Source organism: Paenibacillus sp. JT22N1 (assembly GCF_059692155.1).
On record NZ_JCAUAW010000002.1, the window covers coordinates 335,985 to 361,024 of the forward strand.

The 25,040-nt window shown below is 44.8% G+C and carries 22 protein-coding genes and 1 riboswitch; of the genes, 2 read left to right on the forward strand and 20 right to left on the reverse strand.

Features of this window, described 5'->3' with window-relative positions:
• Positions 1-22 precede the first annotated feature (22 nt).
• From AC58UU_RS05165 to AC58UU_RS05200, 8 genes are all read right to left on the reverse strand, one after another.
• Positions 23-3,202, reverse strand: a complete 3,180-nt coding sequence (locus tag AC58UU_RS05165) for a GxGYxYP domain-containing protein (protein WP_497313619.1) — start codon at positions 3,200-3,202, stop codon at positions 23-25.
• A gap of 257 nt (positions 3,203-3,459) precedes the next feature.
• Positions 3,460-5,172 carry an adenine deaminase C-terminal domain-containing protein gene (locus AC58UU_RS05170; protein WP_497313621.1) on the reverse strand — a complete coding sequence of 571 codons (1,713 nt, stop codon included), beginning with the start codon at positions 5,170-5,172 and terminating at the stop codon, positions 3,460-3,462.
• Positions 5,173-5,193: 21 nt separating this feature from the next.
• The gene (locus AC58UU_RS05175) at positions 5,194-6,255 is read right to left on the reverse strand and encodes an ABC transporter ATP-binding protein (RefSeq protein ID WP_497313622.1); all 1,062 of its coding nucleotides are present in this window, start codon (positions 6,253-6,255) and stop codon (positions 5,194-5,196) included.
• Positions 6,256-6,270: 15 nt separating this feature from the next.
• The gene (locus AC58UU_RS05180) at positions 6,271-7,059 is read right to left on the reverse strand and encodes an ABC transporter permease (RefSeq protein ID WP_171645818.1); all 789 of its coding nucleotides are present in this window, start codon (positions 7,057-7,059) and stop codon (positions 6,271-6,273) included.
• Between the two features lie 4 nt (positions 7,060-7,063).
• Complete coding sequence (locus tag AC58UU_RS05185; protein ID WP_171693514.1) at positions 7,064-7,885, reverse strand: ABC transporter permease; 822 nt, start codon at positions 7,883-7,885, stop codon at positions 7,064-7,066.
• A 27-nt stretch (positions 7,886-7,912) separates the two neighbouring features.
• Positions 7,913-8,845 (reverse strand): nucleoside hydrolase, encoded by a 933-nt coding sequence (locus AC58UU_RS05190; protein WP_497313625.1) that lies wholly within the window; start codon positions 8,843-8,845, stop codon positions 7,913-7,915.
• A gap of 70 nt (positions 8,846-8,915) precedes the next feature.
• Complete coding sequence (locus AC58UU_RS05195) at positions 8,916-10,025, reverse strand: ABC transporter substrate-binding protein (RefSeq protein WP_497314005.1); 1,110 nt, start codon at positions 10,023-10,025, stop codon at positions 8,916-8,918.
• Between the two features lie 247 nt (positions 10,026-10,272).
• Positions 10,273-10,620 carry a hypothetical protein gene (locus AC58UU_RS05200; RefSeq protein WP_057306268.1) on the reverse strand — a complete coding sequence of 116 codons (348 nt, stop codon included), beginning with the start codon at positions 10,618-10,620 and terminating at the stop codon, positions 10,273-10,275.
• A 333-nt stretch (positions 10,621-10,953) separates the two neighbouring features.
• Positions 10,954-11,042, forward strand: a riboswitch (cyclic di-GMP riboswitch).
• 130 nt (positions 11,043-11,172) lie between these two features.
• Here AC58UU_RS05200 and AC58UU_RS05205 point away from each other — a divergent pair.
• Positions 11,173-11,535: a response regulator gene (locus AC58UU_RS05205; RefSeq protein WP_497313628.1), complete on the forward strand. Its 363-nt coding sequence runs from the start codon at positions 11,173-11,175 to the stop codon at positions 11,533-11,535.
• Between the two features lie 454 nt (positions 11,536-11,989).
• On the opposite strand, the gene AC58UU_RS05210 is transcribed toward AC58UU_RS05205, so the two are convergent.
• From AC58UU_RS05210 to AC58UU_RS05240, 7 genes are all read right to left on the reverse strand, one after another.
• Complete coding sequence (locus tag AC58UU_RS05210) at positions 11,990-12,829, reverse strand: carbohydrate ABC transporter permease (RefSeq protein ID WP_497313630.1); 840 nt, start codon at positions 12,827-12,829, stop codon at positions 11,990-11,992.
• Positions 12,830-12,840: 11 nt separating this feature from the next.
• Positions 12,841-13,737: a carbohydrate ABC transporter permease gene (locus AC58UU_RS05215; RefSeq protein ID WP_497313632.1), complete on the reverse strand. Its 897-nt coding sequence runs from the start codon at positions 13,735-13,737 to the stop codon at positions 12,841-12,843.
• Between the two features lie 69 nt (positions 13,738-13,806).
• Positions 13,807-15,126, reverse strand: coding sequence for an ABC transporter substrate-binding protein (locus AC58UU_RS05220; protein ID WP_497313634.1), 1,320 nt, complete (start codon positions 15,124-15,126; stop codon positions 13,807-13,809).
• Complete coding sequence (gene rbsK, locus AC58UU_RS05225) at positions 15,116-16,069, reverse strand: ribokinase (protein ID WP_497313636.1); 954 nt, start codon at positions 16,067-16,069, stop codon at positions 15,116-15,118. Before rbsK ends, AC58UU_RS05220 begins: the two co-directional genes overlap by 11 nt.
• A 26-nt stretch (positions 16,070-16,095) precedes the next feature.
• Positions 16,096-16,569 (reverse strand): ribose 5-phosphate isomerase B, encoded by a 474-nt coding sequence (rpiB, locus tag AC58UU_RS05230; RefSeq protein WP_497313638.1) that lies wholly within the window; start codon positions 16,567-16,569, stop codon positions 16,096-16,098.
• A 213-nt stretch (positions 16,570-16,782) separates the two neighbouring features.
• Positions 16,783-17,793, reverse strand: a complete 1,011-nt coding sequence (locus AC58UU_RS05235) for a LacI family DNA-binding transcriptional regulator (protein ID WP_497313640.1) — start codon at positions 17,791-17,793, stop codon at positions 16,783-16,785.
• A gap of 130 nt (positions 17,794-17,923) precedes the next feature.
• Positions 17,924-18,967 carry an oxidoreductase gene (locus AC58UU_RS05240; RefSeq protein ID WP_497314007.1) on the reverse strand — a complete coding sequence of 348 codons (1,044 nt, stop codon included), beginning with the start codon at positions 18,965-18,967 and terminating at the stop codon, positions 17,924-17,926.
• Between the two features lie 198 nt (positions 18,968-19,165).
• Here AC58UU_RS05240 and AC58UU_RS05245 point away from each other — a divergent pair, with 198 nt between their 5' ends.
• A complete protein-coding gene (locus tag AC58UU_RS05245; protein ID WP_497313642.1) occupies positions 19,166-19,945 on the forward strand; it encodes a DeoR/GlpR family DNA-binding transcription regulator in 780 nt (259 codons plus the stop codon).
• Between the two features lie 138 nt (positions 19,946-20,083).
• Here the strand turns inward: AC58UU_RS05245 and AC58UU_RS05250 are convergent, their stop codons facing one another.
• The 5 genes from AC58UU_RS05250 to AC58UU_RS05270 all read right to left on the reverse strand — a co-directional run bounded on the left by AC58UU_RS05250 (position 20,084) and on the right by AC58UU_RS05270 (position 25,002).
• Positions 20,084-20,443 (reverse strand): Rieske (2Fe-2S) protein, encoded by a 360-nt coding sequence (locus AC58UU_RS05250; RefSeq protein ID WP_497313644.1) that lies wholly within the window; start codon positions 20,441-20,443, stop codon positions 20,084-20,086.
• Positions 20,444-20,458: 15 nt separating this feature from the next.
• Positions 20,459-21,514, reverse strand: a complete 1,056-nt coding sequence (locus tag AC58UU_RS05255) for an amidohydrolase family protein (RefSeq protein ID WP_171693525.1) — start codon at positions 21,512-21,514, stop codon at positions 20,459-20,461.
• Between the two features lie 58 nt (positions 21,515-21,572).
• Complete coding sequence (locus tag AC58UU_RS05260; RefSeq protein WP_497313646.1) at positions 21,573-23,141, reverse strand: extracellular solute-binding protein; 1,569 nt, start codon at positions 23,139-23,141, stop codon at positions 21,573-21,575.
• Positions 23,142-23,207: 66 nt separating this feature from the next.
• Entirely contained in the window at positions 23,208-24,068 is an 861-nt protein-coding gene (locus AC58UU_RS05265) for a carbohydrate ABC transporter permease (protein WP_497313648.1), read from the reverse strand.
• 13 nt (positions 24,069-24,081) lie between these two features.
• A complete protein-coding gene (locus AC58UU_RS05270; RefSeq protein WP_171645831.1) occupies positions 24,082-25,002 on the reverse strand; it encodes an ABC transporter permease in 921 nt (306 codons plus the stop codon).
• Positions 25,003-25,040: the final 38 nt, after the last annotated feature.

Sequence of the window (25,040 nt, forward strand, 5' to 3'; positions counted from 1 at the left end):
ATGGTAATAATTAACAAATAGTTTATTGTGGAATACGCACTGACACATTATCGATCTGTACAGTCGCATTATCGTCATACCACACACGGAACTGATAGGCATGCCCCAGTACAAAATCAGCCTCCATAATAATGGACTGATACGTATCGGCGGCATTGAAATCACTGCGCAGCACGGCTTTTTCGCCGGTTACTTTGTTGCCTGTTCCGTCATAGATGTCGAGATTCAGCACCCGCTCAGAACCGCCTGCCGGATTGTCGATCTTTATGCGGAAGTCGACCTTAAGGCTTCCGGAAGGGAGATCCGCTACCCCGGGACCATGCAGCATATGACCTGCTGTATGGTCCTGCGGATTCGCATACCAACCATCTGCGGCTGCAGCTCCCGTATTATGGCCGAAGTCACGCTCCGCTTCGAAAATACGGCTCGTATAGTTCGCCGATACATGAATCGGAATCTGCACTTCAAGACCATTGTACGACGCCTTCACGATGGCATCTCCGCCTTGAAGCACCTGCAGAGCACCTCCGGCACCGATAGTGACCGTAGTTTCACCTTGCGCGACGGCCCAGGTCCCATCTACCGTCAAATTAACGTCAGGCTTTCCTTGTTCGCTCGCTTTCCCCCACAGCTGAAGCTGCTTTTGCCCTGCATCGGTTCCGAACATCAACGAGGTTACGTTCGATCCTCCGAATTTAAAATAAAGTGATTGTGTATTCGGCTTCGTTATTTCTGGCATATCCAGTCTCACGTGGTCAACTTTGACGTTCGCCTTATCTTCGAAATGCACTCGGAATTCATAAGTGCTGCCAAGCGAAAAGTCGACGTCCTCTAAACTTATATCCATGTACTGATCTTGTACGGCAAAATCCCGTAACTTCAGCTCTTTTGAAGCAATAATTTGATCAGCACTCGCATTATTAATATCAATGATAGCAATGGTATCGTCAGATCCAGTCGCACCCGAAGCCTTCATGCGGAAAGTGACATCATGCACACCTGATGGTAAATCGGCTACATAAGGTCCATATAACATATGGCCGGGTCCGTGCTGCTCGATATTTGCCAACCAGCCATCTCCGTCAAGCACCCCTGTGTTATGCCCGAAGTCGTTCTCGGCTTCATAGAGTCGCTGTGCTAAATTACGGTTCATCACGACGGTGACTCGATCGATTTTAACCTTGGCGTTGCCATCATACCAAGCTCTGAATTGATAAGAATGACCTGCCACAAAGTCGGCTTCAAGTGTCGAATTATGGTACGTGTCGGCGCTTTGGAACTCGGAGCGATGCACGGCTTTCTCAGCCACCACGACTCCAGCTGTATCGTCATAGATATCCAGATTCAGCACACGATCATTATCGCCAGTCACACGGTCAATCATGGTTTTGAATTTGATTTGGTTGCGGCCTGCAGGAATGTCCGAGGCACCTGGTCCGAAGAGCATATGTCCGGCAGCATGCTCCTGCGGATTAGCTGACCAGCCATCACCATCCAACTTCCCTGTGTTATGGCCAAAATCCGTTTCAGCCTCATACATCTTGTTGGCTACTTCCGTATCCTCTTTCGGTACGTTATTTTGGATTAGCTTCACCATTTTTTCAGGCGTTACGACTTGAACATCGCCGTGAAGTTGATCGATAACAGCCTTTACTTCGTCCATCGAGGATGACCAGGCATGAACGAGAACGAGCGAGTAGCCTGCGGCACTCTTCGGATTTCTTGGCGCCGCATTGATATGCTGGGCAACCGAATTAACATCGCTTCCAGCGATGCCATGCCATAGCATTTCACGCGGAGTGACAATAGGCTTATTGTTAGACCATTTCAAGGCCCCGTTTAACGCTTTATGGTTACTGTATTCCAAATAAATAACGCCATCGATATTCGGCTGAGCCGTATACTTATCCCACATCGCTTTTTTGTTGAAAGCATTAAAATCAATAACTTCAACAAGCGATAAGTCAGCTTTGCCCATATAAGTGTTTAACCTATTGAGATGTGTATCCAATTCCTGCTCCGGGTACATGGACGGATACATATATCCGCCGCCTGATGGACCAACGACAAAATTATCATTCTTTGTACCATCCGTATAAAAACGTTCCAGAACAGTCGGTGCCAAATCCATCATGCTGGGAGAAACAGCCCAACCCATATCGAAATTCCCACGGTTTGGGTTGCCAAACCAAGGCTTGCCCTTCTCGGCCAAATCATTTAGCATCCATTGAATATTATCACCATCTGACATGACGAATGACACATAATGCACCTGATCCTGAACTGCAGGCTGCGTCGGATCCTTCTGTTTGAGCTCTTTGATATTAAAGCTGCTTAACACTGACAAATTATAGGCATGATCAGCTGGCAGTGTATATACACCCGCTAATGAACTCGGACGTATGAAAGCGTCTTCACCACTTGACGCATCTCCCCATCCTAAAATGACAGCATCTGGCTCGGCGTCAGCAACGACGGATTGTCGGAACGCGCTGTTCCCATCATAAAAGGTGAAAGCGTTAGCCATTACAGCGTAATCTCGTAGTTTGCCGCCCATACCGGACGCCAATTCTTCGTTCGTCTCCCCTTTTTGCTCGATCAAGGTGCGATGGTTGAGCTGGTTCCAGTAGTTTTGCTTGACCCATGCTTCATCCTTCGTTGAGAGATCCATCGATTGCTTATAGCTTTTGGCTTGTTTGACATCGCCTTTTTCAATTAAGATGGCTTGCTTCAAATGGGCTAACGACGTAGCAGCATTGATGGAGCTGTTCCCCTTTTCCCATAGTAAATAGCCGTCGAACTGCTTCTTGAATTCCTTCACGAGCTTCCAAGGATCACGGATGAATTCCGTTTTCACCCCGTATTTTTGGACTAAATCGTCCAGCCATATCTTGTAATTCCCGGAATCGGGCAGTATGTAAATTTGATTAGAGGACTTATTAGCGAGCAGCCCTTGCAGCGAAGCGATCATGACACTTTCCGTTTCTGACATATCGCCCAAACGGATCACGTAAAGCTTTTTGGCTTTAACAGCAGCCTTTACGTAGTTAGCGTCCAATTGCGGCGAACCGCTTTGAGAAAGAGTTGTTTCATGATCTGACTCTGATTCATTAGCTGCAGCGGATGGAGACACAGATGTTCCTAAGAGTGAGATGACAATAGAAAAGCATACAAACAAGACGAATAAACTGGTCTTTCTCATTATAAACCTCCTCATAATTTGAATGTATGACTGGAATGACTTGTCATTCGAATTATACAATATATTATTAACATATTCTACATGTCATTTAGATCATTTAAACTTTCTATCATGGCTTCATTTAGGTCATGGTTCGACATATTAAACTCCAGATAGACTTAATGGCTGGGCCTCAGATCCTATGCAATCGATGCTTATCAATAAACAAAAAAAAAGCCAAGCCACAATGGTAACCATCGATGACTTAGCTTTTCCAATTAACTGTGTATGATTAGAGGCACAACTTTTCCTTCATTCACATCTATTAAACCAAAATCCGTTATTTTCAGTGCAGGACTGACAGGTAAAGAATGCGTGCTGATCGACATGATCGGATTATAATGGCAGTAGCCTAACAATTCCATGGCCTTGCGCAGCTGCTCAACTTCCTTGGCAACTTGCTCCAAAGGGACTTCTGTTAAAATACCTCCGACAGGCAGCTCAAGACTAGCGATCACCTTACCGTTCTCAACAACGCTGAAGCCCCCTTGATTCTTGATGACCTCATTAGCCGCGATCATCATATCGACGGGATTGTGCCCGACAACAAGCATGTTATGGTTATCGTGGGAATAAGTCGTTGCTATGGCTCCTCGCTTGATCGTATCACCGCCGATTAAACCATAAGCGCGATTCCCATTTTTCCCGTAGCGTTCAAACGTAGCAATGAGTCCACAACCGCTTTCCTGCCAGTTAAGCTTCCCATGATGAACTTCTACATCAACCTGATGCTCCTCTGTAAACGTGGAACCATCCTTTACCATCATTGCTCGGCAAGCATACCGGCCATCCGCTACTTCTGTGTTCACTGAGAAGTCCGCTTCTGTTAACGGCGACATATGAACGCTTTGATAATAGTGCGCTGGAAAGGCAGGCGCATGGACAGTTGGCTTGTATGACTCGCGAACATCATAGACTTTGCGGCCATGCTTGTACACTTGGTCGATTGTCAGCTGTTCCAGATTGGATATCAGTTGAAAATCGCCAATTTTACCGGGCGCAATAACGCCGCGATCATACATCCGCATTCTTTTGGCTGGAGAAAACGTACTGGCATAAATCGCCTGCTCAGGCTTCATTCCCATCCCAATCGCTTTACGAACAAGGTGATTCAAGTGGCCCCGGCGCTCGAAGGAGTCGGCCATCACATCATCGGTAACAAAGCAATAATGCTCGGATACCTCATGCTCCATCAAATACGCCATCACTTCAGGCGTCATCGATTTTTCTTGAATTTCAATAAACATACCCGCAGCGATCCGAGCTTCCATGCCCTCGATCGATTGATGTGTATGATCGGAATCTACCCCGCTATAGATCATTCGATGCAAATCTAGATCTAATAGTTTCGGGACATGTCCTTCTATAATGAGATGAGGATAATTGCTGCGGATATGATTTAAGATGTGATTCGTTTTGCAGTCAGGATCCGTAATGACATCTACGTAGTTCATGATTTCGCCTAAACAAATGATACGTTCCGTACGAAGCAGTTCGTCCAAATCCTCAATTTCAATCGCGCCTCCGGTCGTTTCCATCGAAGTAGCAGGAACCGAACTCGGGAGGGCGTAGAACATGTCCGCCACACAATGCTGGCTAGCTTTAATGAATTCCTTCACCCCGTCAAGTCCGAAGACATTGGCGATCTCATGAGGCTCTGGGACGATGGTTGTAACACCATTGCGAATCAGTCCGTAAGAGAACGTCTCTGGCGTGACCATCGTGCTTTCGATGTGCAGATGGATATCAATGAGGCCGGGAATCATATAACGTCCTTGTCCGTCCAAGTGCTCGGCCGCTTCGAAGCTATCGGTAGCCCGTTCCCCGATGTATAGAAACCTTCCATCCAAGATCGCTGCATTACCTTGGATGAATGTTTTAAAATAACTATTATAAATTCGTACATTTTCAATCAGTAAATCTACACGCATCTGCCTTCGCCTCCAAGTACATTACTCCACTAGAACTAATTTCTCGCTAGGAAAAAGAAGCCGGACCTCTTGACCATTCAGGTATGGAAGCTCCATTTCTTTGTTCACTGTGAAATTTCCCAGCTCCGTCTCGACAACGTATTGATAGCTTCTTCCAAGGAAGGTGCTGACCTTAACGCGACCTGTCAATCGATTCGCTCCTGCCTCGAATTCATCAGGCATTCCAATCACGACATCATCCGGACGAATAGCCCCTTGCTTACCCAGCTGTTCTCCTTTGCTGGCATGCTTCGTAACGGCGAACATATAGTCTTTTACTTTTAACGCAATCTCTTCGTCTCCATCAAACCTTGAATCGAAAGTAATAAAATTCGTAAAGCCAATAAACCTAGCCACAAACTCCGTTTTTGGGTATTTAAATATCGCCGCTGGGGCGCCAAGCTGTTCAATGATGCCTTTATTCATAATCGCAACTTGATCGGAGATGGAGAAGCACTCTTCCTGATCATGCGATACATAGACCGTAGTAATACCAAGCTCCTGCTGGATGCGGCGGATCTCCACCCGCATGTTAATACGCAGATTAGCGTCCAAATTGCTTAGCGGTTCGTCGAACAGCAGCAGTTCCGGCTCGATCACAAGCGCCCTGGCAATCGCGACCCGCTGTCTTTGGCCGCCTGAGAGCTCCTTCGGAAAACGCTTTTCGAAGCCGGACAAGCTTACGATATCGAGGATGTTCCGGACCCGCCGATCGATCTCTGCCCCACTCACTTTCCGAAGACGCAGACCGAAAGCTACATTATCATAAATGGATAAGTGTGGAAACAAAGCATAGCTCTGAAACACGAATCCGAAGTTCCGTTTGTTGACGGGAACGTGCGTATAATCTTTTCCGTTAAGTGAAAATTTGCCCGCCCTTGCCTCAATAAATCCCGCGATTAGCCGCAAGGTCGTCGTTTTCCCGCATCCACTAGGACCGAGTAGTGAGATCAGACTTCCTTTTTCAACACTTAGGTTGAAGTCCTGCAGAATATATTGCTGGTCATAGGCAACCGAAATATTTTCCAGTGATAGCAATGCCATGGATGAAAGCCTCCGTTATCGTTTGGTGAAATAGGATAAACCCATCAACCGTTCAATGATGAACATAAGTACGGCAGTGAAGAGCATTAGTAAGACAGAAATAGCGGCAATTGTAGGGTCAAAATGATTCTCCACATACGTCAGCATCTGTATGGGCAGCGTACTGACTCCGGGACCCGTCATAAAGACCGAGATGTCGACATTATTAAAAGATTCTAAAAATGCGATAAGAATGGCTGCAATAATACCGGACTTGATGTTCGGTAGGACTACTTTAAAAAAGGTTTTAAGCTGACCCGCGCCAAGGCTTAAAGCAGCTTCCTCAATCGCAAAATCGAAATTTGATAAGCTTGAAGCAATAACGCGGATAATAAATGGAAGCATAATCACGGTATGTCCAATCAGCAAAGCTGCATAGATCGGCAGGTGATAGGTGACGATAAGGTACTTGAGCATCGTAAACCCAAGCACGATACCTGGAATAAGTACTGGGGAAATAAAAATCGCATTAAGCGCCCCTTTCCCCTTAAACTCAAATCGGCTTAACGCATAAGCCGCTGGGATACCAAGCAGCAGCGCAAATAAATTACCGATCAACGATACGATAACAGAGGTACCCGCGGTCGTCATGAACATCTTGACTTCCAAAATGTTGCGGTACCATTTCAATGAGAATCCTGTCGGTGGGAATTTCAATACACTCCCTGGCTCGAATGAAGCAAATGCAATAATGACGAGCGGCCCGAGCAAGAACATGTAGACAAGAAGCGTAAATAAGGCCAGTCCTCGATTCTTCTCCCGCATACTTCTACCCCTTCGGATTTAATTTAGTAGCCAGTTTGTTCATAAGCGCGATAACCACGAAGGTGATCACGATCATAATCACGGCAATAACGGAGGCGAGATACCAATCGTTCAGAGTAATCGCATTCTGATAGAGGAATGTTGAAATGACCCGCTGCTTGCCTCCGAGCAAAGCCGGTGTCGTATAAGCTGTCAAGCTTCCGACAAAAACAAGGATACTGCCTATAATTAATCCGGGTACACTAAGCGGCACGATGACCTTGACGAAAGCCGTAAATCGGTTAGCTCCCAAGCTCTCCGCCGCTTTGATCAGATCCGGATCTATATTCTCAAGAACACCGACCAACGTAATAATGATGAGCGGTAGAAACAAATGGAGAAGACCAATCATCATCGCAGCTGGCGTGTACAAAATATCGAGTGGCTCTTGGATGATACCAATGGCCATCAAGGCATTATTGAGCAGCCCTTTTTTACCTAAAATAATCATCCAGCTGAACGACCTGACAACCGAGCTCGTAAGCAGCGGGAAAATAGCTAATGCAAGTAAGATCGCCTTTTGTCGCGGACTCTGTTTGGAGATGAAGTAAGCCACAGGAAATCCAAGCAATATGCAAAATAGGGTGGTTACCAAGCTGACACGCAGCGTCGTCCACACGATTTTGAGAAAATAAGGGTCTTTAAAGAAACTTAAGTACCCTCCAAGCGTAAATGTCCCTTTATCGAAAAAGGTTGAACCTATCGTAAGAAGGATCGGTACCACCATGAAAACCGTCAGGAACAGTAGTCCCGGTAGCAATAATAAAAATAAGTACGTTTTTTTCATGTAGCTTTACTCCTGTTCCTGGGTTCGCTAGGCACGCAGCGCGTGTATAAAAAGCTGGAGGAATTCGTCAGCCGATACATCCATACAAACATGAACATTAGCCTCTTTGGACAAGCGATTCTGGAAATCGCATACGGTTTGTCCGTCGCACAACTCACTCCGGGTTTCGACATCAACGTAATAATGGCGTGTCGTGACAAGCTGTTTATTCAGAGCCACTCCAACTGCAAGTGGATCATGAAGCGCACAGGCCCGAACCCCGTTACGCTCATAGTAACGCTTCATATAATTCGCGGTGCTTTCCTGAACATATCTGGCTATCGGAGAATCACCGAGCTCACGGATATGTTCATCGGTCAGCAGCGCTTTACGCGTCACATCCAACCCTACAAGGGTTAAGGAAGGAAAACCTGCCTGGAAAACGATCTTCGCAGCTTCCGGATCGACGTACATGTTGTACTCCGCCGTGGGTGTTACATTGCCGAAGCCTTGAACGACGCCTCCCATCACAATCACTTCCTTGACCTGATGAATCAGATCAGGATGCTTCATAACCGCCAAAGCCAGATTCGTTAACGGAGCTGTCATAACTAAAGTGACTTCTCCGACGTGCTTCCGCACTTGTTCCACGATAAAATCGGAGGCGTGTCCAGCGGTCGTCTGCATATGAACTGACATATCGCTTAAAGCGCCGCCAAGCCCGTCATTGCCGTGGACATGATGCTCAAAGTGAGAAGCTCGCATCAAAGGCTTGTCTGCTCCTTTAACGACAGGAATCTTCTCTTCCATCCCAAGCAGTTGGAGGATCTTACATGTATTCTTGGTCGCTTGGTCCAGCGAAACGTTGCCATTCACGGTTGTAATTCCGAGAACATCCATCTCTCCGCTGCGGATGGCCAAAAGAATACCTAGCGCATCATCCACACCCGTGTCTACATCTAGGATGACCTTCTTTTTCATGACTAAGCCCCCTTTAAGTCCTATTGAAGAAATCAAGGGTATATAAGCATATACCCTTGATTGGTTTTATCTATTGAGCAACTTCCTTGTTCCAACGGGCAATCCATGCTTTAAGATTCTGATTGACGAATTTCATATCCAATTTACGAAGTTTACTCACGACGTCAGCGCCATAGGTAATCCCTGTAGCTTCTTCAGCCGAAAGCTGAAGTGTCGTGTTTACAGGTGAATCTACTTTCGCTTTTGCTGATTTCTCCTGTACTTCCTTACTCAAATGCCAGTTGATGAAATCCTCAGCCAGCTGCTTATTTTTGCTTCCTTTAATCACGTTGACCGTGTTCATAACGGCGTATGCTCCTTCTTGCGGGGAGACGAACTTCGTTTCTGGCACAGCCGCTTTCAAATCCTTCACATACATTTCCATGATAGGTCCAGCAGCAATTTCCCCTTGCGAGAACATGTTAACGAATTCGGAAGTTTGGCCGTAGTATTTAACGACACCTTTGTTCAGTTCCTTAACTTTTGCGAAAGCTTGATCCTCATTAAACGTCGTGCTACCAGCGACCACAGATGCTGCATCCAAGACCATTGGGCCTGTTGTTGCTGTGATGTTAGGAAGTGTCAGCTTCTTGGAAAGCTCTGGACTCCAGAGGTCACTCCATGACTTGATCTCTTTGGTGGTTGCTTTCGGATTGTAGGCAATGCCTAGTCGACCTACTGTGTAGGCAGGGCCGTAATCTTCGCCTAGAGGCGCCTTGGCCAAATCATAGATGTCTTTCAAATTCGGAATACGACTGCGGTCGATCTTATCGAACAGTCCAGCTTCAATGCCTTGTTGTGCATAATAGTCAGATAAATAAATGAGATCCACACTCGAGCTGCCTTGTTTCACTTTGTTCAAACGTTCTGCGTTATTGCCTATTTCTAGAACGATCTTAGCATTATGCTCTTTCTCAAACGGCGCGTACACTTCTTTCTTAAAGAAATCATCCGCAAAACCCCAGGTGGAAATGATTAATGTTGTAGGTTCCCCTTTGGATGCCGCCGTTGCAGCTGCTGTGGGTGCTGTTGTAGCTCCACTTGTATTGCCCTGATCCTTCGCAGGCGCTGTGCCGCAACCTGTTAAGGCTAGTCCTACTACAGATAAAGAAATTAAACCACGAACCATTTTTTGTCTCATCATTTCATCGTCCTCCCAAGTTTTATCATGTATGATTTTAATGCGTGAATCCCCTGTTAAATTTTTACTAGTATTCTTCAAGACCCCAGATATATATCCAGCTATACAAAAAAAAGAAAAGTACCCTTGATAGAAAGAAGCTTCTAATCAAGAGCACTCTTCATTGTAAACAATGTAAAGTGACATCTATTGGTATACATGTGGTTTCCTCTTAAGATAAATCAAAAGAGAACACCGCCCGACTAAACTATTCGGTTTGTTTAAGAATAATGTTCGTTATTGCCCATTGCGTCGGCGGGTCATAGTCCCTTAATACCGCATCCATAGATAAGCCAAGTTCTTGCTCCAGCCTGTCCCGGATTCTCTTCTTGTATATAGAGGACATATAAAAATCGACTTCGTGTTTGAGCGTTGGCGCCTCGCCCTCTAATGCGGTTGAACGTGGTGAGCGGCGGTGCTTGGCATGAAAAGTAATAATGTTTTGATCAATGGAAACCTTCAGCAGTGTTGTGCCAAACCCGAACAACTCTTTGGAGATTTCGTTATAGAGGTGACACAGCTTCTTCTTGTATTCATTAGAATCTAGTTGTGGCATGGAATCACCTTCAAGATCAATTATCAACCCTTATGCGTTAAAATCTATCTTAATAATACATAGGATTTCAGAATTAATCAAGAGAATCGTTCGTCTTTCTCACTGAAAAAGGGCATTATTTACTTACAACACATCTAAATGATCCAATTTTCCGAATGTCTTACAAATATTGCTTGATATTAGTGACGAATACACGTTAAAAAATCTCGGGCAGCATAAATCTAACTTGGTTAACACAATCAAGGGCTGCTTAAGGCACACCTTTAATACTAGTACTTTATTCCTAGTAAAAAGAGTGCTATAATTTAATAAATGAATAGTAATTCTTCTGCTAAACGATAAGAGCAAAGCTAATGAAAATTAGTGACGCAAAGCTAAAGGAGCTAAGGCGAAATACTTCGCTATGCTTGCCAGTTACCGAAGGAAGGGACATATCCACAACTCCCCTTATTCTTCTTATAAGGGGAGTTTTCCTTATGTAACGAATTATAGCAGCCATCAATAACAGTAAATAAGCTAGGTAGAAAGTCCCCCTGAAAGGTGATAATTAAAATGGCGAGACTAATGGTTGTAGATGATTCTATCTTTATGCGATTGATGATTAAGAATATCCTTTTAGAATTGGGGCATGAAATTGTAGCCGAAGCATCGAATGGACTTGAGGCCATCTCTCTGTTTTTACAGCATTCACCTGACATGATTACGTTGGATATTACAATGCCCGAGATGGATGGTATTACGGCATTAAAGGAAATTAAAAGTTATAAGAGCGATTCAAAAATCATTATGGTATCCGCAATGGGGCAACAATCCTTTGTTATTGAAGCTATTACCCTTGGCGCTAGAGATTTTATTGTGAAGCCTTTTGATAAAGACAGGGTAGCTGAAGCTGTAAAAAAGGTACTGAATACGTGAATGCCCACTAAGCTCTTCACCTGAATGCCTCGCCATTCCACTTTTTGGACCTCTACATTAGGAGATCTATTTTTTCAGAGCTAATAATATAAGTTTACATTTCGATCCACATATAGCTGATTTGTTTTACTAGGATATTAAATAGAGAATAATAAGCTAGGTTAAACTTGTCGAAAGTGTCTGAAGCCGAAAATCGACTTCTCACCAGAACCGTCCCGCGCTTCCGTGCTGATTAAGCTCGGAAAACGCGCTTAATCAGGTGCCCCCGAACAAATAGGCGCGATTACCGCGCTTACAGCGCCAGCTCCGCGAGCAGATGCTTCCTAAAAACAATAGTTCGGGTGACATTCCATTGCATTCGACAGAAAACAAAAAATGAGAAAGCAAGAACCTTGCCATCTCATTTTTTTCTATGCCCCAAAGCTAATTTTCACTTATGGGGACAGCCCCTTACTTATTTAATTCCGGACGTCGCTATACCTTCAACAATATAACGCTGAAAGAACAAGAAGATTAAAAATACCGGAATAATGGAAACCACCGACATGGCGAATAGCGACCCGAGAGCTGCCTCACCGCCAGCATCGGTAAACATGCGAAGCGCAAGTGTTACGGTATATTTTTTCACGCCACTAAGGTAAAGAAGCTGGCTAAAGAAGTCATTCCATGTCCAAATAAATGTGAAAATCGTTGTAGTTACAATGGCTGGAGTCGTCAAAGGCAGAATAATCCGAGTATAGATGGTGATTGGACCACATCCGTCGACAGTTGCTGCTTTATCTAGCTCGCGCGGTAACGTTCGTATAAATTGAACAGTTAAGTAAATAAAGAATCCTTCTACTGCAAAAAATTTCGGTACGACGATCGGCAGAATGGTGTTTACCCATTCCAATTTATTGAAAACGATGTACTGCGGAACAATAAGCACATGCATTGGAATCATCATTGTCATTAGCATTAAGGCAAACATGATTTTTTTCCCTTTAAACTCCAATCTTGCGAATGCATAAGCCGTTAACGAGCAAGATACGATGTTACCAATTACAGCCAACCCGACCATGAGCAGCGAATTCAAATAAAACGTGCTAAACGTTGTTCCCGATGTACCTTTCCACCCTTTAAAATAGTTCATGAGCGTCAAATTTTTCGGTATAAGACTGTTATCCGTCAAAATCGTTTCCGTTGGTTTAAACGAACTGATGATCATCCATAATACGGGGTACATCATGAGTACGATACCTGCGATAATAAGTGCGTGAAGCAGTAATTTATGAACTTGAACCTTCATTGCCATCCCCTCACCCCCTAATCCCCATAATGAACCCATTTTTTTGATGTCAAAAAGACCAACCCTGTAAAACAAGCAATGACAATGAGCAGTACCCAGGCCATAGCAGAAGCATAGCCCATCTGAAAGTTGCCAAAACCGTTCTGGTACAAATAAAGCGTATAAAATAGGGTAGAATTCACAGGTCCGCCTGTACCGTTACTGATAATATAAGCGGGTGTGAACGCCTGAAACGAACTGATAATCTGCATGATCGCGTTAAACAAAACAATCGGAGACAGAATCGGCAGGGTGACATGGAGAAATTGCTTCCATTTGCCAGCACCGTCCAGTGATGATGCTTCGTAGTAATCCTGCGGAATTTGCTTGAGTCCAGCTAGGAAGATGACCATCGGTGAACCAAACTGCCAAACCTTTAGCAAAATAATCGACCAGATGGCATAGTCAGGAGTTCCCACCCAACTCGGCATATCGATTCCGATAGTTCCAAGCACTTGATTAACAATGCCGTGCTCTCCAAACACCTGCTGCCATAAAATTGCAATGGCTACGCTTCCACCAATTAACGATGGCACATAATAAATGGCACGGTAAATGCCTAGCCCCCGAATCCCTTTGTTTAACATCAGCGCCAGAAAGAGAGCAAAGGCTAACTCCAGTGGAACAGCAATGAGAACGTAGGTAAACGTAACCTTCATTGCTTGCAAGTATTGAGGATCCGAGGTGAACATGGTTACATAGTTTTTTAATCCAATCCAGTTAGGACTGTTTACAAAATTATAATTCGTAAAGGAAAGGTACAATGAGCTGAGAATCGGAATGGTGCTGAACAACAACAGACCAATCAGCCAGGGCGCTAGGAAAAGGTATGGGATGATCCATAACAATCGTTTGCGGTTCAATAATGTCGACATGACATGAACTCCTCTGTGTGAACAAGGGCTCCAGATTTGCTTCTTGAGCCCCTGCCCTTAGTAAATGACTTATCGGTTCAGAATTTGATTCGCTTGTGCAAAAAATTCGTCTACTGCCTGCGGAATGGTTTTTTTGCCGAATGCGATCGCTTCATTGTTGGAAAGCAGCAGCTTCTGCACAGATGTACTGCCGCCCGGCATCGTTGGATATGGTTTCGTGGAAGACAGCATGTCATTTACAAATGCGTATTCCTTTCCTTCTGGAGCGCCGAGTAATGGTTTAATCACTTCTTGCATTTTCTTGGAAGCTTGCGGACCATGCTCACCTAGAAAAATTTGAGCCGCTTCTGGATCATTAGCGACGAAATCGATGAGCATAGCCGATTCCTTTGGATGTTTGGTTTTCGCAGTAATTCCGAGCGATGCTACGATCAGCGGAATCTTTTTATCGCCTTTCGGATCCATCGGATAACTTACGATGCCAAGCTCGTCTTTGGCGCTGCCCTGATAGATCTTAAGCTGATTGGAGCTTTTGCTGATCATAGCCACCTTGCCACGCGCAAGCATCGACTGTTCCTGCGTTTTATCGCCTTGTTCAGCTTGAATCGCTGGAGGCGGGGTTAAACCGTCTTTACGCATCTTATCCCAAAAGGTGAACCAATCCGTCAGATCCTGCTTCTCGATGCCAAGACCCTTCTCTTTGAACACGGATTTGCCTCTTTGTTGGGCGAATAGCTCTAGCCCCCGATACACGCCACCTTCGTCCTCAGTCGCCCATGCATCACTGCCTAATGATTTTTGCACGGTTTTCGCTGAAGCGACGTAGTCGTCCCAAGACCAATTATTTTTGGGCTGTTCCAATCCCGCTTTTTTGAACATGGCTGTATTATAGAGAACACCCGTGATATTGTGTCCAAGACTAATCGCATACAGCTTGTCGTTAACTTTACCGCCGCCTACATCGATTGGATCGAAATCCTTCGTATTCAAGGCCCCTGATGAAACAAGCGGGGTCAAATCAAGCATCATATTTCGTGTCACAAAATCGAACTGGAAGAAGCTGCTCGTTTGTATGACATCAGGCGCATTGCCACCCGCCGCTTGCGTCGTGAATTTCTCTGCATATTGATTCTCTGTTGTAAATTCACGCGAAACCTTGATGTTCGGATGTTTTTGTTCGAACAGATCGAATAGTTTATTCATCTTGTCATGACGGGCTTGACCTCCCCACCATGCTACGCGAAGATCTACTTTCTCCCCTGCAGCAGGTGCAGCAGTTGCGGCGGGCGTAGTCGATGCCCCATTATTCGTTTCTTTCGTACTGCAAGCGGAAACTCCCAAAACCAACATGATGGACATGATGGAATAAATAATTGTTTTATGATTCATAAACTTCTCCTCCATTGGATCGTTTATTGTGAAAGTTTTCCACTTCAATTCTGTTTGGCATCGCTGGTTGAGCACCCAACTTTGTAACTGACAGTGCTGCTACTTTTTGAGCAAATTGTACCGCTTCTTCAAGTGAACCGCCTTCGGCGAGATAGACGCCAAGCCCTGCATTAAATGAATCGCCAGCCCCTGTGGTATCCACGACTTCCATTTTATGCGCTTTCAAATGTTGAATGGTTCCATCTGCGGAGTAAGCAGCCCCATCGCCGCCAAGGGTCATGACGACACATTTGACACCCTTATCGATAAGCGTTGAAATGATTTCTTCAACACTGGCATCACCGTCCGCCCGTCCGGTAAGGATAAGCTTGCCTTCCGTTTCATTCGGAGTCAGGATATCCACTTGCTTCAGAAGTGCTTCCGATAGTTGGTTCGCAGGAGCAGGATTCAGTATTACCGGAACCTGATGGCGGTTCGCAATTGTAACGGCTTCTTCTACGGTCTCCATTGGAATTTCCAATTGAATTAAGAGTAGATCAGATGCGCTAATGACCGACTCCGCTTGTCGAACATGATCAGGTGTCATCCGGGCATTGGCACCCGAAGAGACAACGATGCTATTTTCTCCGGATTCATTAACCGTAATCATGGCCACTCCGCTCGATATGCCAGCAAGCGTTGAAACATAATCTGTCTCTATTTTCTCATGGTTTAAATGCGCGAGCAGTTCTTGACCAAATCCATCATCACCCACACAGCCAACCATGTGCACCTTTGCGCCAAGCCGACTGGCGGCCACCGCCTGGTTGGCGCCCTTTCCACCAGGCATGGTGGAAAACTGCCCGCCTAGGATTGTCTCTCCTTCAAGAGCTATCCGTGGCGCCACGACGACCAAATCCATATTCAGACTTCCGACAACAACAATTCTTGCTGGTTGCGCCATATTAACCTCCAGTGAATTCAGCATCTTTACTCGGACACCACTGGATTCAGCGGTGTATACTGGCGCTCCATCTCGTGCAATTTTTCAACTCTTCTACGGAACTCCTCTGCCGTGCTGAATTCCGCTTTCAAGAAGCTTTGGAGCAGTTCCACTACAATTACAGGCCCGATAATTTGTGCGCCTACACACATAACATTGACGTCATCGTGTTCAACACACTGATGTGCAGAATAAATGTCGTGGCAAACGGATGCGCGAATACCCGGAATTTTATTCGCTGCGATGCACGCACCCACACCTGTTCCGCATACCATTATTGCTCGTTCCGCTTCACCAGAGAGCACTGCTGCGCATACCGTGCGGGTAATATCAGGGAAATCGACAGGATTGCTATCATACGACCCATAATCCGTCACCTCGTGCCCCAAAGCTTTTAAAGCGTTTACAACAGTCTCCTTTAATGGAAAGCCTGCATGGTCTCCTCCAACTGCTATTTTCATGTTCGTTTCCTCCAAGTTGTTTTTTTATTTTTAAAATTAGATGCGATCACATTCAGTAAAAATTTACTTTAATACTTAATTATGAGCATTTTTTCGGTTAATCGATTAAATGATTACTATAAAGAATTGAAAATTATGCGATGATTCCACATATCGGGTTTACGACAGCTGCTCTTAAGAGCTTCTCTCTTCTGTTCGAAAACCCTATTGGTCTTATTCACCTGTGCAGCCACAGGATCGTCGGATAATCAATGTCGTATCCATATACATGATTTCACGCTTCACTTGCTTTTCATTTATTCTAGCCAACATTAAGTTCGCCGCGTGCACACCCAATTGATAGGCTGGCTGCCTGACCGTCGTTATTGGCGGTTCCACGATATCTGCCCAATCGGGGTCGTCATATCCGAGAACCGCGATCTGGTCGGGAATTCGAATTCCCGCTTCCTTCAAGTATTTGTACGCCCCTAGTGTCATCGAATTGTTGGAAATAAACACGGCATCCGGTTTCGAATCCTGCTCCATCAGTTCTTTCATCTTGTCGTAACCGCTCTGGATGGTGAAAAGTCCTTCTTTCACAAGCGGATCCGATAAGGCAACACCGTAATCCTCAAGCGCTCTCTTATAGCCAATCAACCTATCTTTGCCCGTACTAATGGAAGAAGGCCCTGTAATAATTGCGATTTTACCGTAACCATGTCGAATCAGATGTTCGGTAGCGGAATAAGCCCCCTGAATATTATTTGTCATAATAACATCGGAATTCATGAATTCCGGGCACCTGTTCAGGAATACAATGGGAACACCCGTCTTATCCAGTGAGCGGAAATAATCGCCTGTGTTACCGGCAGAGGAGACAACCAAACCATCTACCCTTTTGCCAATCATCACTTCGAGATACTTTCGCTCTTTCTCCACAGAAGAATCCGTGTTGCAGAGTAGAATGCTATAGTTGCTTTTGGATAATTCTTCTTCTATTCCTCTTACAACAATAGAGAAAAATGGATTAGCTACATCCGAGATTAGCACGCCAATGATGCGAGATTCCTGCACCCGCAGGCTTTTGGCGACAATATTAGGCTGATAATTCAGCTCTTCAATTGCTCTATTAATCTTGTCTTTGACTTCTTCACTTACGTATTTCGTTTCATTTAGTGCATTGGATACGGTAGCCGTAGATACACCAGCTAGTTTAGCTACCTCTTTGAGTGTCGACCTCTTCAATTAGTCGTTTCACCTCCTCGTTTAATCGATTAACTGAATTATAAGGCTGGAATATCTTTCATGTCAACATAAATGTCTGCGCATTCTTTTAAAGCAGCAAATCTTATCATTTTTCCTTGCTGCACCTCATTTATTCAAATACAACGACTCTTTTTTCCTGACTGCTTTTTTTAACTAACTCAATCACCTTTATGGTATTCATTGCATCATTTGCACTTACGGGTACTGGTTTGTTATCAACAATTGCCTGATATATACCTAGATAATAAGATTCATAAGCGCCTGCTTTGGTCTCAATTTTCCCTTTTAGCGTACGATCACCTACACCTATCGTTAACTCCCCATAGTATTCTTCTTGATCCTTGCCCCAATGAGCATCGCCTGGCACCTTACCTTGCTTCAATGCATCCTCTTGTGAATCCAACCCATACTTAATAAAACTGCCTTTATCCCCATGTATCTGAAATTTAGGTCCAGCACTTTTGACGATCGAACCAGAGTCTAAAATGACCCTCAATCTTCCATATCCTAGTATAATATGAAAAAAGTCATCAACCTCAGAATTTTTTCTTTGAGCAAACACATCGCCATAAATCGTTTCAGGAAGTCCAAAAAGATGAATGGCTTGATCGATCAAATGTGAACCGAGATCATAAAGCATACCAGAGCCCTCGATGTTTTGCTCTCTCCATCGATTGGTTACTTCAGGACGATATCGATCATAATGTGCCTCATAGGAATAAATTTCTCCCAAAACGCCAGATTCCACACTTGTCTTGACAGTCAGGAAATCGTTGTCCCATCTTCTGTTATGAAAAACACTTATTATTTTATTATGCCTAGTTGCAATTTCGATCAATTCGTGAGCTTCTTTAGAGTGAATGACAAATGGTTTTTCTACTACTACATGTTTACCTGATAATAAAGCTTGCTTTGCAAAAGGATAATGGGTTGTGTTGGGTGTAGTTATGACAATAAGATCAATAGAAGGATCGGCATATAGCTGCTCAACATCTGAAACGACCTCTGCATCAGGACACGTTTCTTTTACTTTTTGGGGATTTGATGAAACGATTTTGGTTATTTCTAGCCCTTTAATTGTTTGTATAATCGGTACATGAAACGTTTTTCCAGAAAAACCATAGCCAATAATGCCAACCTTCACTTTTTCCATAAAATCACTCCATTTCGATAACTTTTGATAATGAATTTCTGCACCCATCATAAGTCAAAAAATGAAATGCTTCAAGTAAAATTTAAGTTTAATCATTATGTTTTAAGTTTTATACTTATTTCCCGAGGCAATACCCTTGAATTATTTAGGTAATAAACTTATAATTAGACATATACTTGATCTGGAAGAGGTAACATAATGAATCAGGATGAAAGAACCCAAGCCATAATTCAATATCTAAAAGCAAACCATAAAATTCAGCTTGAGGATATTTGTGAGCTGTATGGGGTTTCACGCGATACCGCGAGACGTGACTTAGTAAAACTTGAAGAAGATGGAGCTATTATTCGAGTTCGAGGCGGAGCCATGCTATCAACCTTGACGAAGGATATTAAGAGCTATAAAGAACGATTACATGATTCTGCAAATAAGAGGAGCATTGGCCATATGGCCGCTTCGCTAATAAAAGATGGGGACTTCATCTTAATGGACACAGCAACAACCATTCAATATACAGCTGAATACATGTCGACGAAAAATAATGTTGTTGTAACGAATTCCATAGATATAGCAAGTATTTTGTGTGATAAACCTCATATAACCACACATCTGCTAGGCGGCGAATTAAATTCGTGGAATCGGAATGTCTTTGGTCCTCGTACTTTAGAAATGTTAGCTGATATCAAAGTAGATAAATTAATTCTTAGCGCTTGCGGCATTACTTCCGATGGATTAACAGCACCTTCTGTTGACGAGGCCTATGTAAAATTAGAGATGATAAAAAGAGCTGATCAAGTCATTGTATTAGCGGATTCATCCAAATTCGGAAAAAGCCTTTTCTATCGGATTTGTGATCTTGGAAAGATTAATGTCCTTATTACGGATCAAGAGCCTGACAGTAAAATGAAGGAAATGTTAATCAATAATGAAGTAGAATTAATCGTAGTCCCTTCGGATAATTTAAATAACAGTTTGTGACTTCTCTAATCGGCATTTTTTAACAAATATTAGCATACTTAAATGAATTCAGTTCTATCATGCTGCAAAAAGAATAAAGGGGATCGAATAGGTGTTTTCAACCCATTCGATCCCTTATATTTCGCTTATTCTAGTTGTCTACTTTCTTTCCAGATCAACACCAACTTTGCCGTCTTGCACATTCACCGTATACGTTTTCACCCAAATCTTATCGCTGAATAAAGATTTGCCTGTTCGAATATCGAATTCCCAGCCATGCCAAGGGCAGCGGATGATTTCACCCTTTTTACCGTACTCGTATTCATACACGTCCGAAGGAAGCGTAGTTCCAGAAACGATTCCTGCGCACATCGGCGCCCCCTGGTGGGGGCAATAATTGTTTAATGCGTAAAATTCATCGTTTATCCGGTAAATGCCGATGCTCTTCCCCTCGATTGTGACGATGGCATGACCGCCTTCAGAGACAGCGTCCGCATCCAGCACATAATGTACCGTCATAAGGTCCTCCGTGAGTTAAAGGTTATATAGGCTTTTGGCATTTTCGTAAAAGATTTTACGCTTCGCCTCCGGCTTTAGTCTCCGCAGAATCATACTTGGTGAATCGAAGTCCCAATGTGGATAATCACTCGAATACAGAATCATATTCTCGGCATCAATCATATTGAACAAATCGATCAAATGCTGCGGATTGTCCGGCTCCTCAATGGGCTGTGTAGTTAAATAGCAATGCTCTCGAATGTACTGACTAGGCAGCTTCTTCAGCCAAGGGACGGTGGAGCGGAGCGCTTTATAGTTCTTATCCAGCCTCCACATCAGGTGCGGCAGCCAAGCAATACCACCCTCCGTAAGCACTACTTTCAACCGCGGGAACTTCTCGAAAACTCCCTCACATACCATGCTGACGAGATGAGCCATGAACATTTGCGACAAGCATGTATGCCACTCGATGTAACGGGACGGATACCCAGCAGCGGTAGGTGCCGTGGAACTGCCCCCTCCTTCCGCGCCCGGATGAATCGCAATAGGTAAACCATTCCGCTCCGCAGCTTCATAGATAGGATGATACATTCGCTGGCCGAGGGGAGCACGAGCCGCACTAGAAATCATGACTTCGACAATATCGGGATGGCCCCCGACACGGTCGATCTCTTTAGCGGCAAGATACGGGTCCTGCGTGGCGACAGCCATGGCGCCCTTGAACGCCTTGTGTTTACCAAGCCATTCGCCAATCAAAAAGTCGTTGTAGGCAGAGCAAATCACAGCTGCGTAATCAGGGTCGTGCGTCGTTGAAATATTGTACACAACCCCGGTCAACACACAGTATTCAACATTGTAGCCCTCAAGCAGCTGCTTGATCATGAGGTCTGGGTCCGAGCCAGCTTTGCCGCCGCTGGCCGGAATGGCGTCCTTCTTCATTACACCTACAGGCGAATAGTAACCGGAGCCAGCATACCCGATTCCGGTATTCGCTACGCGTGACCGCCATGGTTCGGCCAGATACGGCAGCAAGTCGGCGTCATTCTGTTCATTGTGAACATCTGCATCAATGACCTTGAAATCTTCGGCCATACGAATCCCTCCATTCCGGAGTATGTGTTACATTTCCCACATTGCATGCACAATTGGATTACTTCTTGCCATAGGTGCGAGTATAAGCGGAATTGTACATATCCAGCAGTTCGTCAGACCCGAGCTTCTTCGCCTGGTCGATAAATTCTTGATACGTCTTATCGTTGATCGGCGTCTTGCCTGCTACGAATTCAGTCAGCTTCTGCTCGAGGAATTTGTTCAGGTTGTTCAGCTTCGATTTTTCCAGCTCCAGCTCTTCCTTCGTCTTGACGATCTGCTTCGGCGCCGGAATAATGAACGGTTCGTATCTCTTGTTAATGTCCTTGCTCTTGTCGCTTAATCCGCGCTCCCATACCTCGCGGGATTTGGCATTATCAAGCGTAACCATGTCGTACCAAACGCCCCAATCCTTACGCAGTGTCGTGAATGGCGAAGCGCCGAAATCCTTGTTGTAGACAGGCTTGCCGTTTTCCTTCGTATACGTTTTGCCCTCGATACCAAGCGATAAGTAGTTGGAGCCTTCTTCTCCCAGTAAGTAGTCAAGAAATTGAACCGCTCTGTCCTTGTCTTTCACCTTAGCCGAGATCGCGCGGCCGGAAGCGCCGACAACCGGACGGGAGAACTGGTAGTTCTTGATGCCGTCTGCAGCGAACTGTGGGATTGCATCGAGTGTGTAATCCGCAATACCCGCTTTACGGCCTTTATCCATGAGCGTCTCTAAGTCAGCCTTCCAGAAAAACGTCACGAGCGATTTGCCTTTAAGAATCCGTTCTTCCCATTGCGCTTGCGTAATCATCGAGAATTCAGGATCCAGCAGCTTCTCGTTAAACAATTTATTCAAGTAAACAAGTGAGTCCTTATATCCTTTATGATATGGTGCGAACGCGTATTTGTCGGTGGCCGGATCGACGTTATAGAAGCCGTGTATGCCGGTGAACGCTCTTCCGAATGTCGTAAATAACCCTGTGTCGCCGACAATGGCATTATTAATGAGCGGATAGGTATCCGGCTGTTTTTCTTTGAGCGTTTTGAGGAACTGGTAAAATTCATCCACGGAAGTCGGCGCCTTCAGTCCGTACTTATCCATGATGTCCTTGCGTGTATACCAGACGAAGTTAAAGCCTTTCCCTTCTGCGTCGCCCTCGATGACAGGAACGGTATAAATACCACCGTCAGCGCCAGTTGCGACTGCTCTAGCCTCTGGGTATTTGTCGTAGAACGCCTTTAGGTTCGGTGCTTTATCCAAGTAATCTTTTAAGTTCAAAAACACTTTATCCGGACCATGCTGTCTTCCCTCTAACGTATCTACCTGGATGAAGTCTGTAACTGAGTTCGTCGCAATCATAATTTGCTTCTTTTCCTTCAAACCTTCCTGACTGACCACTTGAAACTCGATCTTTACGCCGGTCTTTGTTTCGATTTCCTTGAAGATGTCCCAGTCCTGGCGCACTTTTCCTTCTGGACGATCATAGGCCAGCCACGTGAATGTGATCGGCTTCTTGGACTCGTCTGGTTTCTTCGTTTCTCCGGCTGCAGGAGTAACATTCGGTTGACTCGAACAGGCTGCTGCGACCAAACTGATGAGCATAACCGTAGTCAATCCTGTTGCGACAGTTCTTTTTTTCATATGAAACCCTCCCTATCGTGGTAAAAAAGTATCCCTCTATAGCGTTAGATTCCGGGGAATCTAGAACTATCCTTTAATGCCGCCGATCATAGTTCCCTGCACGAAGTATTTCTGGATGAACGGGTAAACACATAGGATCGGGAGCGTGGCGATCATGATGATGGCGTACTTCATCGTTTGGAGCAGGCTCAGATCGCCTTCAGCCTGAATCGTAGTACCGGCCACAAGAATGTTCCGAAGCATAATTTGCAGCGGATACATTGAGCGGTCGTTCAAGTAAATGAGTGCATCGAAAAAAGCGTTCCACTGATTCACTGCTGTGAATAAACCGATTGTCGCCAATACCGGCATCGATAGGGGAAGCACGATGCGCAGCAGCACTTGTAAGGAAGAGCAGCCGTCGATCGTCGCCGCATCTTCAAGCTCCTCCGGCAATGCCTCAAAGAACGTTCGCATAATGAACAAGTACCACGTGCTGATCAGGGAAGGTAGAACGATTGCCCATATCGAGTTCAACATCCCCAGCTTTTGCACAACGAGAAACGTTGGGATCATACCGCCGCTAAACAGCAGCGTAAAAGCAGCCATCATCAGAATGATTCTGCGGCCGGGCAGCCATTTCTTTGCCAGCGGATACGCCATAGCTGAGGTTACTAGCAAGGTTAGTATCACATGAACGATCGTATAACGGATCGTATTCCAGTAACTGATCCATAGATCCGGATTGCTCACCAACTGCTTATAGGCAATAAGCGTTACCCCCTTAGGAAAGATGAGCACATCCCCGCTCGATACGAGGGCGTTATCACTGATCGAAGCGCTGAATACATAAACCAGCGGGTAAACCATAACGATCATCAGAAGGATCATGATCACATAGTTGAAGGTATCAAATACCCTTGAAGCCATCGATTGTTTGATTCTCAAAAGGGTTCCTCCTTTACCACAAGCTCGTTTCTGAATATTTTCTAGCGATCCGGTTAGCGGCGATGACGAGGATAAGGCCGATCACCGACTGAAATAACCCGACGGCTGTGGCGAAGCTGAAATCCGCATCCAAGATACCACGCCTATACACGAATGTGTTGATGACATCCGATGTTTCATAGTTCATGGAATTGTAAAGCAGCAATATTTTTTGGAATCCGGTCTCCATAAAATGGCCAAGCGTAAGGACGAACAGGATGATCATGACGGGCACCATGCCAACGAACGTAATATGGCGCATCTGGTGATAGCGGTTCGCCCCATCCATTTTAGCGGCTTCATAAAGAGTCGGATCGATGCCGGCAATCGCAGCCAGATACAGAATCGTCCCCCAGCCGATTTTTTGCCAAACTTCGGAGCTGACGTAGATCGTCCGAAACCAATTCGGCAGTCCTAGGAATAGGATCGGCTCCATCCCAAACATTTTGACAAGAATGAAATTGATAATCCCGGTTTGCGGTGAAAGAAATGTGACTAGAATGCCGGCGATGACAACGGTTGATAAGAAGTGCGGCATGTAGCTGATGCTTTGTACAATTCGTTTAAACGTTTTGTTCTTAAGCTCGTGAAACAGAATGGCCAAAATGATCGGTGCCGGAAAATGAAACAGCAAATCGTACACGTTGAGCATGACGGTATTGCGAATCAGCTTCCAGGAATCCGGATTTACATAGAAGAATTCGATAAAATGCTTCAAGCCTACAAATTTACTGCCTAAAATGCCTTTACCGATCGAATAGTCTTGAAACGCGATGATGACACCATACATGGGTACATATTTGAAAATGATGTAATACAAAATTCCCGGCAGCATTAATAGATACAGCGCTCTATGTTTCTTCAACATGTACCACATAACATTTCGCTGTGGCATCTCATCCACCCCCTCACCTTGATAACGCTTACAACTCT